Origin of the sequence: Stenotrophomonas sp. AS012628 (assembly GCF_010608305.1) — a bacterium.
In the GTDB taxonomy this organism is placed as follows: Bacteria; Pseudomonadota; Gammaproteobacteria; order Xanthomonadales; family Xanthomonadaceae; genus Stenotrophomonas; species Stenotrophomonas geniculata.
This window is the reverse complement of the sequence record NZ_VMBJ01000042.1, coordinates 32,782-44,705: the sequence shown is the minus strand read 5'-3', so window position 1 is coordinate 44,705 and position 11,924 is coordinate 32,782. Positions and strand designations below refer to the sequence as shown.

The window sequence follows — 11,924 nt, the reverse complement described above, 5'->3', positions numbered from 1 at the left end:
TTGGTCGACACGGTAGATCCACGCCATGCGTGGATTCTTTTCGATTCCAATTCGAAATATTCGATTCCGATGGAGATTCATCCACGCATGGCGTGGATCTACAATCCCTCCATGTCCTCCCCCGCCCTGCCCTGGAATGGCACGCTGCTGCTGGATGCTCACGTGGCGGTGCTGCAGGGCCATGCCGGTGACAGCAGCGTACATGCGCACTACGCCCATCAACTGCTGCTGAGCGACGGTACGCCCTGGCAGGTCGAAGTCGATGGCGTACGGCAGCAGGGCCAACGGCTGTGGCTGCCCTCCTTCCAGACGCATGCGATCCTGTCGGCGCCGGAAGCGGGCTGCACGGTGTTCCTCGAACCCGCGCATGCCGATTCCACGCAGATCCAGCAGCATCTGCACGCACTGCCGGGCAATACCATGGAGCTACGCGACTGGCTGCCACGGCTGAGCCGCCCACAACCGCTGGACCGCCGCGTGCAGGCGGCATTGGCCCGTATCGCCCAGCACCTGCCTGACCCGGTGCCGGCCGCCGATATCGCCGAGGCGGCGCACCTGTCGGCCAGCCAGCTGCACCGGCGTTTCCAGTCCGACCTGGCGGTGACACTCCGCGGCTGGGTACTGTGGCAACGCCTGCGCAATGCACTCACGCATCATCTGCACGGCCACAGCCTGACCGACAGTGCGCATGCCGCTGGATTCGCCGATCTGGCCCATCTGTCGCGCAGCCTGCGCCGCATGTTCGGCATCAGTGCCGCGCAACTGCAGGGCCTGCAGCTGCACGCGGCCTGACACGACCCATCATCCGCGCCTGCGCAGACCTTCCGGCAGCTCCGGCACCTCGCCATGTGGCAGTTCTCGGAACGGCGCCAGCAGTTGCCCGGGGTAATCGCGCGGATAGTCCGGCTGGCTGCCGATGCCGAGGTCGTGCTGGCGCAGCCGATAGCCCGGCGCATCGAAGGCAGTCCCCAGCAGGTGATCCCAGACGGTCAGGAACAGGCCGAAGTTGACGTCGCCGGCGGTGCCGTAACGCATGTGATGGAAGCGGTGCAGCGGCGCCCAGGCCATCACCCGGCCCAGCACGCCGGGACGCATGTCCACGTTGGAGTGCTGCAGCAGCAGCTGGATGGCAATGGCGAAGGCCAGCACCGCCGCCACCGGCATCGGCAGGCCCAACAGCAGCAGCGGTAGCACGCCGCCCACCGCTTCGGCGGCCTGGTGCAGTGGGTGTTTCATCAGCCCGTTGAAGCCATACATGCGGGTCACGCTGTGATGCACGGCATGCAGACGCCATAGCCAGCCGATGCGATGGCTGGCGTAGTGCACCAGGGTGATGCCGAGATCGGCAGCGATGATCGCCACCAGTAGCTGCAGTGCGAACGGCCACTGCAGCGGCCACAACTGCCACGGAATGATCGCCGCCAGCAGCGGCACCGCCGCGATCGACAACAGGTTCAGGCCTTCGTTGACCAGCGCGTGCAGGGCGTCACGCACACGGTCGCCGTGGTCGCGGTTGAACGCAGGGTCATACGGCCAGGCGCGCTCGGCGACGAACGAAACCGCAATGGCGATCGCCAGCAGGGCCAGCAGCCACAACGGATCGCCATGGCAGTGGCCGACCCAGACGACGGCAGTGGCGACGAATCCAAGCAGGAACAGCGGGGCATACAGGCGGAGCATCCAGTGCTTCATGGGCAACCCGGGAAGTGAGGGGCCTGCATGCTGGCGTGGCGTGTGGGTTGCTGGCTTGAACAAACGGCGCAACCCTGCGGGCACCACGCTTCCCACATCCACGCATGGCGTGGATCTACAATGATGCTCTCATCGCGCCCGGGACCGGCATGGACTCCTTCAACCTGATGCGCGCCTTCCGCCGCATCGTCGAACGCGGCGGGCTCGCTCGTGCCGCCGAAGACCTGGGCATGTCGCCGGCCGGCCTGAGCAAGCAGTTGCGCACGCTGGAAACGCACCTGGGCGTGGTGCTGCTGCAGCGGACCACGCGGCGCATGAGCCTGACCGAAACCGGCCACGCCTATTACCGCGAATGCTGCCGCCTGCTCGACGAGCTGGACGCGCTGGAACGCGGCATCGCCGAACAGCGCGGCGAGGTGGCCGGACGCCTGCGCGTGAACGCGCCGCAGTCATTCGCACTGAGCACGCTGTCGCCGCTGCTGCCGCGCTTCCTGCAGCAGCATCCACAGTTGTCGCTGGACCTGGTGATGGAAGATCGCCTGCTCGATGCAGTCGGTGAGGGTTTCGATGTGTCGCTGCGGCTGCGTGCCGAACTGGATGATTCACGCCTGGTGGCGCGCCGGCTGGCGTCGCTGCAGCAGGTGCTGTGCGCGGCCCCGTCCTACCTGCGGCAGCATCCGGCACCGCAGGCGGTGGACGATCTGCAGGCGCACAGCGTGCTGGCCTACAGCCTGTCCGACTCCCCCGGCAGCTGGCCGCTGCTCGGTCCCGATGGCCAGGTGACCATCACCCTGCCCGCGCGCGTCACCGTCAACAACAGCTTGCTGCTGCGCGACCTGCTGGTGGCCGGCATGGGCATCGGTGCCCTGCCCTCGTTCCTGGCCGCGCCGGCACTGGCCCAGGGCGAACTGCAGCAGGTGCTGCCCGACCACCGCTATCCGCCGCGCTTCGTGCATGCGGTCTACCCCACGTCGCGCCATCTGCAACCCAAGGTACGCGCCTTCATCGATTTCCTGCACGCCGAGCTGCCCGGCTGCGCTGGCCTGGATTCGTAACCGCCAGCGAAAACTGAGCTGCCCGCGGCGTGCTGTTTCGGCCACGCCGCGCTGCCTACTCTGCCGCCTCCCCTCTCACCGATGGCAGGCAGATGTCTTCCGTTCCTTCCCCCGCCACCGCCGCGCCGGTGGTCGATTTCTTCCACGACGTGGTCTGCGGCTGGTGCTTCGTGCTGGCCCCGCGCCTGAAGCAGGTCTCCGCCGAACTCGCCATCCAGGTGCGCCACCGCAGCTTCGTGCTGCAGGACTCGCGCGCACAGATGGTCGAGGTGTTCGGCTCGATGGAGCGCGCCAAGGCGATCATCCTGCGCCACTGGACCGACTGCGCCGCGCATGAAGACACCGCGCGCATCGATATCGAAGGCATGCGCGCGCAGGACTTCGAGTATCCGTCCGGCTGGCTCGGCGCACTGGCCTGCCAGGCTGCCGGCATGCTCGGTGGCAACGACGCCCATGGCGCGATGTTCGATGCCGTGCAGTGGGCGCACCTGCACCAGCACCGCAACATCGGCGACGCCGAAGTCCTGCTGGATATCGCCGAAGCGCTGGGCCATCCACGTGGCGCCTTCGCTGACCACATGCGCAGCGACGCAGTACGCCAGCGCGTGCAGGTCGATCGCGCCGAAGCCGCTGCCCTCGGCATCCGTTCCATACCCACCGTGATCGGCGGCAACGGCCTGCGCCTGCAGACCCTGCCGCTGCCACACCTGCGCCAGGCCCTGGCGCACCTGGTCGCGGCCTGAGCCGCACCCTCCCCCACCCTGCAAGGAGATTCCCCATGACCCCACGTACCCTGGCCACCGCGCTGGCCCTGCTGCTGGCCGGCACCGCAGCTTCCACCACCGTGTCCGCGCACGAACGCGTACCCTCCGGCCAGCAGGTCGGCACCAGCCCCTGGGGGCCGAAGGACGAGATCGGCCGCCTCAACCTGATCACCGAGGCCTCGCGTGCGGCGATCCTGTCGCGGGTCAGCGGCGGCAAGGCCTATGACCTGGCCACCGAGTACTACGTCGGCATGCCCAGCTGGCAGGATGCCGGCGACCCGCACTACCAGTTCTGGATGACCCACACCCCGCGCGGCACGGTGATGGATGATCCGATGGGCGTGGGCGAAACCATGAACCTCACCCGCAGCTACACCGGCACCGCGTTCTCGATGTACAGCCACACCGGCACCCACATCGATGCGCTGAACCACTTCGGCATCCATGGAAAGATCTGGAATGGCTTCGAGGCCGACAAACACCTCGGCGACCGTGGCTGGAATGTCACCGGCATCGAGAAGTTCCCGCCGTTGATCGCGCGTGGCGTGCTGATCGACGTGGCCACCGCCAAGGGCGTGGACATGCTGCCGGACAGCTACCGCGTCACCCGCCAGGACCTGAAGGATGCGCTGGCACGCCAGAAGGTGAAACTGCAGCAGGGCGACGTGGTGCTGATCCGCACCGGCCGCATGCGCCTGTTCGAACAGCCCAAGGCCTACATGGCCAACCCGCCGGGCATGGGCCTGGACGCGGCGCGCTTCCTGATCGAGGACAGCGGCGCGATGATCGTCGGTGCCGACAACCTCAGCTTCGAGACCTTCCCCTCGGAGGTGTCCGACGACTACGTGCCGCTGCACACCTACCTGCTGGCCCAGCAGGGCGCGCCGATCATCGAGCTGGTGGCGCTGGACGAACTGGCCCACGACAAGGTCTACGAGTTCGCCTTCATCGGCGGCCCGCTGAAGATCCGCGGTGGCGATGCCGCGCCGCTGCGCCCGGTCGCGCTGCCGGTCCGCCCGTAACCGGGGGCATACCCGGGTAGCGCCGGGCCATGCCGGGGGGCCGACCTTGGTCGGCACCCCTACCCCTTCAGCAACCTGAAATCTGATCCTCCGATTTCATTAGTAATTCTACTCACAAGACGAGTAGCATGTCCGGTCTCAGCCCCTGATATCGGCCCGTCGATACTCGCGTCATGCTCGCCGTTTCCGCCCGTTCCTGCCGCTTCCAGCCTGCCCGGCGCCTCCCCTGGAGGACCCGCTGATGGGTGCCGTCGTCGCCCTCGACCGGCTGCTTGACGGCCGCCAGCTGTGGCGCGGCCCGGCCCGCCAGGGGCCGGCCAGCGACCATCTGGCCAGCGGTCACCCGGCACTGGATGCGCGCCTGCCCGGCGGCGGCTGGCCCAGCAGCGGGCTATGCGAGGTACTGCAGGCCGCGCCCGGCGTCGGCGAACTGGCCCTGGTCTGGCCAGCGCTGGCGAAGCTGAGCCAGCGCGACCGCCCGATCGTGCTGGTCGCCCCGCCCTATCGCCCGCACGCTCCGGCCTGGGCAGCGGCCGGGCTGGATCTGACCCAGCTGCAGATCATCCACGCCGCGCCGAAACAAGCGTTGTGGGCCACCGAACAGTGCCTGCGCTCGGCCGCCTGTGCAGCAGTGCTGTGCTGGCCACACCAGCCCGATGACCGCTCACTGCGCCGCCTGCAGGTGGCGGCCGACAGCGGCCAGTGCCTGGGCTTCGTGTTCCGCGAGGCGCAGGCGGCGCGCAATCCCTCCCCGGCCAGCCTGCGCCTGCAGCTCGACCACGGCCAGGTGCGGGTGCTGAAGTGCCGTGGCGGCCTGCCGCCGGCGCAGCCGTTGCCGCTGGCCATCGCCCACTGAGGCCGCGCCATGCACTGGGCCTGTCTGTTGTTGCCGCAGCTGGCGCTGGACAGCGTGCTGCGCCTGCAGCCCGACCCGCAGCGGCCACTGGTGCTGCTGCAGGGGCCGGCACAGCGTCGCGTACTGCGTGCGGTCAGCCCGTCGGCACGCGCAGCGGGGCTGCGCCCGGGCATGCTGCTGTCGGCTGCGCAGGTACTGGTGCAGGACCTGCATCTGCACGATTACGATCCCAGCGCCGAACAGCACACCCGGCAGCTGCTGGCCAGCTGGGCCTATGCCTACAGCTCGCAGGTCAGCCTCGATTTTCCGCACGCGCTGGTCATGGAAATCGGTGCCAGCCGTGCCCTGTTCGGCGACTGGCTGACGATCGAGCAGCGGCTGCGCAACGAACTGCATGAGCTTGGTTTCCGCCATCGCCTGGTGGCCGCGCCCACCGCGCATGCCGCGCGCGTGCTGGCCAACGTTCACGACGGCCTCGGCATCGATGCGCAGCAGCTGCCAGCGGCACTGGCGCAGCTGCCCTTGCCGCGCTGTGGCCTGCCCAGCGAAGCAGTGACCGTACTCGGCCGTTCCGGCCTGCGCACGCTGGGTGCGGTGCTCGAGCTGCCGCGCGACAGCCTGGCCCGGCGCTTCGCACCGGACGTGCTGCAGCAGCTGGATGCGCTGCGCGGGCTGCCCACCGCGCCACTGCGCTACTACCAGCCACCGGACCGTTTCGATGCGCGCATCGAATTCGAATACGAGATCGAATCCAGCCAGGCCCTGCTGTTTCCGCTGCGTCGCCTGCTGCTGGACCTGGCCGCATTCCTGTGTTCGCGCGATGGCGGCGTGCAGCGCTTCGACCTGCATTTCGAGCACGACATGCTGCCGGCCAGCGTGCTGACCGTCGGCCTGCTGGCGCCCGAGCGCGATCCCGCGCTGCTGTTCGAGATCGCACGCAACCGCATGGAAGCCTTCGCCCTGCCCGCCGGCAGCCGTGCGCTGCGCCTGCAGGCCGAGCAGCTGCCGCCGTTCGTGCCGGCCGCACGCGATCTGTTCGACACGCGTCCAGCGCAGGCGATGCCATGGACCCAGCTGCGCGAGCGCCTGCGTGCGCGGCTGGGCGATGACGCCGTGCAGCCGCTGGCGGTGCAGGCCGACCATCGCCCCGAACGCGCCAGTGGCATCCAGCCGCCAGCCAAGCCTCCGTCGTACTGGCCACTGCGCCCCGGCTGGCTGCTGGACACGCCGCAACCACTGCGTGATCCGCGGCTGCGCATCGTCACCGGGCCGGAGCGGATCGAATCGGGCTGGTGGGATCAGGCCGATGCACGGCGCGACTATTACGTGGTGGAAACTGCTCACGGCCAGCGCGGCTGGGCCTTTCGTGAGCGCAACGACCCGCATGCGCCGTGGATGCTGCACGGCTGGTTCGGCTGAGCCACCATGCACAGCGAACTGCCCGGCTACGCCGAACTGCACTGCCTGTCGGCCTTCAGTTTCCAGCGCGGTGCTTCGATCGCCGAAGAGTTGTTCGCGCGCGCCGCCGGCCAAGGCTATCGAGCGTTGGCGATCACCGACGAATGCTCGCTGGCCGGCATCGTACGCGCTTGGCAGGCGGCGAAGACGCATGGCGTGGCGCTGATTGTCGGCGCCGAATTCCAGGTCGAGGATGGGCCGAAACTGGCCCTGCTGTGCACCGACCAGGCCGCCTATACGGGGCTCTGCCAGTTGATCACCACCTGCCGGCGGCGGGCCGCCAAGGGCGAGTACCGCTGCCTGCGCGAGGACCTTCTCGGCCTGCCCGTCGGCCTGCTGTGCCTGTGGCTGGACCGGCAACCGGCCGCTACTGACCTGGAACTGCTGCGTGCCGGCTTCGATGATCGCCTGTGGCTGGCGGTGGAGCTGCACCACGAGCACGACGACGCACGCCGCCTGCAGCAGCTGCAGGCTTTCGGCGAACGCCACCGCCTGCCGCTGGTCGCCAGTGGCGATGTGCACATGCACGTGCGACGCCGCCGCGCCCTGCAGGACACGCTGACCGCGATCCGCCACCGCTGCAGCGTGGCCGAAGCTGGCTGGCGCCTGTTCCCCAATGGCGAGCGCCACCTGCGCCCACGCACCGCACTGGCCCAGTTGTACCCGCCTGAGCTGCTGGCCGAGACCCTGCGCATCGCCGAGCGCTGCCACTTCACCCTGGAACAGCTGCAGTACACCTATCCGCGTGAGCTGGTGCCCGAAGGGCATGATCCGGACAGCTGGCTGCGCGTGCTGGTCGAGCGTGGCATCCCGTGGCGCTGGAAGAACGGCATCCAGCCGGCACAGCGCGAGCAGATCGAACACGAACTTGCGTTGATCAAGCAGAAGAACTACGCCTCCTACTTCCTCACCGTGCAGGACATCGTGTGCTTCGCGCGCAGCCAGGACATCCTCTGCCAGGGCCGCGGCTCGGCGGCCAACTCCGCGGTGTGCTTCGTGCTGGGCGTGACCGAGATCGACCCGGCGCGCAGCAACCTGCTGTTCGAGCGCTTCATCTCCGCCGAGCGCGACGAGCCACCGGATATCGACATCGATTTCGAGCACGAGCGCCGCGAGGAAGTGCTGCAGTACGTGTTCAAGCGCTATGGCCGCGAGCGCGCCGCACTGACCGCAGTAGCAATCAGCTACCGTGGCCGCAGCGCGATCCGCGACGTCGCCCGTGCGCTCGGCCTGCCGATGGACCAGGTCAACGAACTGGGCGCGGCGATGGACCACTGGGGCGGCCACGTACCACTGCCGGAGACCCTGCGCGAGCGCGGCTTTGATCCGGAAACACCGCTGATGCGGCGGCTGCTGGCACTGACCACCGAGCTGATCGATTTCCCGCGCCACCTGTCGCAGCACCCGGGCGGCTTCGTGATTTCAGAGCACCCGCTGTCGACGCTGGTACCGGTGGAAAACGCGGCGATGGCCGACCGCACCGTCGTCCAGTGGGACAAGGACGATCTGGATGCCACCGGCCTGATGAAGGTCGACTGCCTGGCGCTGGGCATGCTCACCGCCATCCGTAAATGCCTGGCGATGCTGCAGCAGCACGGCCTGCACAGTGGACGCATGGATGCGATCCCTGCCAAGGATACGAAGACCTACGACATGATCTGCGCCGCCGACACCATCGGCGTGTTCCAGATCGAATCGCGTGCGCAGATGGCGATGCTGCCACGCCTGCAGCCGCGCTGCTTCTACGATCTGGTGATCGAAGTGGCGATCGTGCGCCCCGGCCCGATCCAGGGTGACATGGTGCACCCCTATCTGGAACGGCGGAGGATCCTGCGCGAGCAAGGCCCGGAGGCACTGAACGATCCGGACAATCCGCTCTACCCACCGCAGCTGGAACGCGTGTTCGCGCGTACGCTGGGCGTGCCATTGTTCCAGGAACAGGTGATGCAGCTGGCAGTGGAAGCAGCAGGTTACACACCTGGGCAAGCCGATGCCCTGCGCCGCTCGATGGCGGCATGGAAGCGTCGTGGCGGCCTGGAACCGCATCGGGAGAAGTTGCTGGCCGGCATGTTGAAGAATGGCTTCAGCCGCGACTACGGCGAGCACCTGTTCGAGCAGATCAAGGGCTTCGGTGATTACGGTTTCCCGGAAAGCCATGCTGCCAGCTTCGCCCTGCTGACCTATAACAGCTGCTGGCTGAAGTGCCATCATCCCGCCGCGTTCACCGCCAGCCTGATCAACAGCCAGCCGCTGGGGTTCTACAGCCCCGACCAGCTGCTGCAGGATGCACGCCGCCATGGCATCGGCGTGCTGCCGGTGGACGTGCGCCACAGCGACTGGGACTGCACGCTGGATTTCAGCAAGGGACCGGCGGCGATCCGGCTCGGCCTGCGCCTGATCGATGGCTGCAACGAACCCGTCGTGCAGGCCATCATGCGCGAACGTGCGCAGCGCCCGTTCGACGATGTGGGCGACCTGTGCCAGCGCACCGCACTGGACCGCCGCCAGCAGGGCCTGCTGGCCGATGCCGGTGCACTGCGTGGGCTCAGTGGCCATCGCCATCGTGCACGCTGGGATATCTCCGGCGTGGAAAACCGGCTGCCACTGTTCGACCAGGCCCGCGCCACTGCCGAAGCCCGCGTGCCGTTGCCCCTGCCCAGCGCCTGGGAGGACATGCAGGCCGATTATCGCAGCACCGGCACCACACTTGGCCGCCACCCGATCTCGTTCCTGCGCGCGCAGCTGCGCAGCCGTGGCTGTCTGGACGCTGCACAACTGGCCGGGCATGGCCATGGCCGTCGCGTGCGCATCGCCGGCCTGGTACGCATGCGCCAGCGCCCGCAGACCGCCAGCGGCGTCACCTTCCTCACGCTCGAAGATGAGACCGGCATGGTCAACGCCGTGGTCTGGCGACACCTGGCCGATCGCCAGCACCGGGTGCTGGTCGATACCCAGCTGATGCAGATCGATGGCCGCCTGGAACGCGTCGATGGCGTGCAGCACGTCATCGTGCAGCGCATGCACTGCCTGGATGAACTGCTGCAGGGACTGCGCAGCCACAGCCGCGATTTCCACTGACGATACACAACGTCACACAACGAACTGGCCATTGCCGGTCCGCATCCGCTATCGTCGGCACATCCAAGGAAGGACGACCCGATGCCCCGTGCGCTGCTGCTGACCACCCTGGTGGTCTCGACCCTCGCCCTGCTGGTTTCCGGCTGGACCGCCTGGAGCCTGCATCGCAGCCAATCACCACAGCGCATCATCGAGGCGCGCGGGCTGGTCATCCACGATGCAAGCGGCCAGCCGCGGGTGATCCTCGGCGCACCGGTTCCCGATCCGCTCAGCCAGGGCCGCACCCAGGGGCCGCGTGCCACCGCCCTGTCAGGCCTGATCCTGCTCGGTCCCGATGGTTCCGAACGCGGCGGCTACGGCACCAGCGACCGCGGCGGCGAAGCCCTGCTGACCCTGGACGATGCCACCGGCACCACTGAAGTATTCAAGGTCGTCGCCAACCCGGACCGCGGCGCCAGCCTGATGGTCAAGCACCAGAACAACACCGGCGCCATGCTCACCTCCTGGCAGGGCAAGCCGGAGCTGATGTTCGTCGATGACAGCGGCCAGTCCTACTACGTGCGCCCCGGCGCCAACGCCGCGCCCTGATCTGCTTGTGTAGCGTCGAGCCATGCTCGACTGCTTCTATCAACAGCAGCCGAGCATGGCTCGGCTCTACAAAGGCGAAGCAACGTCGAGCATGGCTCGACGCTACAGAGCGAACACCGCCGCCAGGTCATCCGCCAGCTGCCGCAGCTGCGCTGCCCCCAGCGCAGCGCAGGTGATGCGCAGGCCATGCCCCGGCGCTGCCACCGAGAACACTTCGCCCGCGCGCACATGCCATCCACGCGAAGCCAGGGCCAGCACCTGCGGATGGCTGTCGGCCTGCAACGGCAGCCACAGGTTCAATCCTTCCATCGGCAACGGTGTCGGCAGGCCACGCGCATGCAGCAACTCCTGCAGCGAGCGCAGGCGCTGCTGGTAACGCTCACCTGCCGAAGCGATCTTCGCCCGCTGCGTTGCCGACGACAGCACCGAGGTCGCCGCATCCTGCAGCAGGTGACTGACCCAGCCGGTGCCGGACGCCAATCGCAGCCGCAGCCGCATCGCGGTCTCTTCATCGCAGGCCAGCCAGGCCAGCCGCAGGTCCGGGCCGAGCGGTTTGGACAACGAACGCAGCAGCGCCCAGCGCCGGCCATCCAGCGGCAGCACCGAGTGATAGGCCTGCTGCGAGAGCAGCGCGTAGTGATCGTCGATCAACACCGCCACCTGCGGGTAGGCCGCCAACAACTGCCGCAACGCCCGCGCCCGCTTCGCATCCAGGCTGGCCCCGGTCGGGTTGTGTGCCCGCGGGGTCAGCAACACCGCGCGTGCACCGGCCTCCAGTGCCTGCCGCAGCGAATCGACCTGCATGCCATGCGCGTCCACCGCCACCGGCAACGGCGCGTGGCCCACAGCGTTGAGCACGTTGAGGCTGCCGAGGAAGCACGGATCCTCCACCGCGATGCGATCCCCCGGCAGCAGCCACGCCGACAGCAGGCGTTCGATGCCATCGACCGCGCCATGGGTCAGTTCCAGCGCATAGCCCTCCGGGCAGTCCGCATCCAGCGAGGCGCGTGCCAGCGCCTCCAACCTCGGGTCGACCGTGCCCACGCCATACAGCCGTGGTGCGGCCGGGGCCAGGCGCAGGTTCGGCAGCAGGCGTGGATCCGGGTTGCCACCGGCCAGGTCCTGCAGGGCCAGCCCGGGCGTACTGCCTTCACGCGCCAGCGGCGGCGGCAGGCCACGCACCACCGTGCCGCGGCGGCCCGCCGTGCTGGCCAGGCCCGCCGCATCCAGGCGCTTGTAGGCAGCAGCCACGGTGTTGCGGTTCACTCCCAGCTGCTCGGCCAGTTCACGCACCGGCGGCAACACGCTGCCGGCCGGCAGGCGGCCCTTGCCGATGCCGTCGCGGATGCTGTCGAAGATCGACTCGGCGCTATGCCCGGTGATTTTCATTTTGTCCTATGCCAAAATATCT

General features: G+C 68.2%; 10 protein-coding genes. 8 read left to right on the top strand and 2 right to left on the bottom strand.

The annotated features are described in order from the left end of the window. Nucleotides 1-87 precede the first annotated feature (87 nt). Nucleotides 88-792, top strand: coding sequence for an AraC family transcriptional regulator (locus G5A07_RS16810; protein ID WP_010485034.1), 705 nt, complete (start codon nt 88-90; stop codon nt 790-792). Between the two features lie 9 nt (nt 793-801). Here G5A07_RS16810 and G5A07_RS16805 read toward each other — a convergent pair whose 3' ends face one another. Continuing rightward, nucleotides 802-1,680, bottom strand: a complete 879-nt coding sequence (locus G5A07_RS16805; protein ID WP_227199619.1) for a sterol desaturase family protein — start codon at nt 1,678-1,680, stop codon at nt 802-804. 116 nt (nt 1,681-1,796) lie between these two features. Between G5A07_RS16805 and G5A07_RS16800 the strand changes: the two genes are divergently transcribed. From G5A07_RS16800 to G5A07_RS16770, 7 genes are all read left to right on the top strand, one after another. Then, on the top strand, nt 1,797-2,747 hold the full coding sequence (locus G5A07_RS16800; RefSeq protein ID WP_191863646.1) for a LysR family transcriptional regulator: 951 nt from the start codon (nt 1,797-1,799) through the stop codon (nt 2,745-2,747). A 92-nt stretch (nt 2,748-2,839) separates the two neighbouring features. Further along, on the top strand, nt 2,840-3,490 hold the full coding sequence (locus tag G5A07_RS16795) for a DsbA family protein (protein WP_053443222.1): 651 nt from the start codon (nt 2,840-2,842) through the stop codon (nt 3,488-3,490). Nucleotides 3,491-3,525: 35 nt separating this feature from the next. Further along, nucleotides 3,526-4,533, top strand: a complete 1,008-nt coding sequence (locus tag G5A07_RS16790; protein ID WP_057504137.1) for a cyclase family protein — start codon at nt 3,526-3,528, stop codon at nt 4,531-4,533. A gap of 241 nt (nt 4,534-4,774) precedes the next feature. Next, entirely contained in the window at nt 4,775-5,389 is a 615-nt protein-coding gene (imuA, locus tag G5A07_RS16785; protein WP_191863645.1) for a translesion DNA synthesis-associated protein ImuA, read from the top strand. Nucleotides 5,390-5,398: 9 nt separating this feature from the next. Next, on the top strand, nt 5,399-6,808 hold the full coding sequence (locus tag G5A07_RS16780) for a DNA polymerase Y family protein (RefSeq protein ID WP_191863644.1): 1,410 nt from the start codon (nt 5,399-5,401) through the stop codon (nt 6,806-6,808). A gap of 6 nt (nt 6,809-6,814) precedes the next feature. Next, nucleotides 6,815-9,925, top strand: coding sequence for an error-prone DNA polymerase (locus tag G5A07_RS16775; protein WP_019336450.1), 3,111 nt, complete (start codon nt 6,815-6,817; stop codon nt 9,923-9,925). A gap of 81 nt (nt 9,926-10,006) precedes the next feature. Beyond that, the gene (locus tag G5A07_RS16770) at nt 10,007-10,513 is read left to right on the top strand and encodes a hypothetical protein (RefSeq protein WP_019336451.1); all 507 of its coding nucleotides are present in this window, start codon (nt 10,007-10,009) and stop codon (nt 10,511-10,513) included. Nucleotides 10,514-10,615: 102 nt separating this feature from the next. Here the strand turns inward: G5A07_RS16770 and ptsJ are convergent, their stop codons facing one another. Next, nucleotides 10,616-11,902, bottom strand: a complete 1,287-nt coding sequence (gene ptsJ, locus G5A07_RS16765) for a transcriptional regulator PtsJ (protein ID WP_010485015.1) — start codon at nt 11,900-11,902, stop codon at nt 10,616-10,618. Nucleotides 11,903-11,924: the final 22 nt, after the last annotated feature.

What these genes read in the sequence shown, in the direction of transcription:
- G5A07_RS16780 (WP_191863644.1), top strand. Translation starts at nt 5,399, where the DNA reads ATGCACTGGGCCTGTCTGTTGTTGCCGCAGCTGGCGCTGGACAGCGTG.
- G5A07_RS16790 (WP_057504137.1), top strand. Translation starts at nt 3,526, where the DNA reads ATGACCCCACGTACCCTGGCCACCGCGCTGGCCCTGCTGCTGGCCGGC.
- ptsJ (WP_010485015.1), bottom strand. Translation starts at nt 11,902, where the DNA reads ATGAAAATCACCGGGCATAGCGCCGAGTCGATCTTCGACAGCATCCGC.
- imuA (WP_191863645.1), top strand. Translation starts at nt 4,775, where the DNA reads ATGGGTGCCGTCGTCGCCCTCGACCGGCTGCTTGACGGCCGCCAGCTG.
- G5A07_RS16775 (WP_019336450.1), top strand. Translation starts at nt 6,815, where the DNA reads ATGCACAGCGAACTGCCCGGCTACGCCGAACTGCACTGCCTGTCGGCC.
- G5A07_RS16800 (WP_191863646.1), top strand. Translation starts at nt 1,797, where the DNA reads ATGGCGTGGATCTACAATGATGCTCTCATCGCGCCCGGGACCGGCATG.
- G5A07_RS16795 (WP_053443222.1), top strand. Translation starts at nt 2,840, where the DNA reads ATGTCTTCCGTTCCTTCCCCCGCCACCGCCGCGCCGGTGGTCGATTTC.
- G5A07_RS16805 (WP_227199619.1), bottom strand. Translation starts at nt 1,680, where the DNA reads ATGCTCCGCCTGTATGCCCCGCTGTTCCTGCTTGGATTCGTCGCCACT.
- G5A07_RS16810 (WP_010485034.1), top strand. Translation starts at nt 88, where the DNA reads ATGGCGTGGATCTACAATCCCTCCATGTCCTCCCCCGCCCTGCCCTGG.
- G5A07_RS16770 (WP_019336451.1), top strand. Translation starts at nt 10,007, where the DNA reads ATGCCCCGTGCGCTGCTGCTGACCACCCTGGTGGTCTCGACCCTCGCC.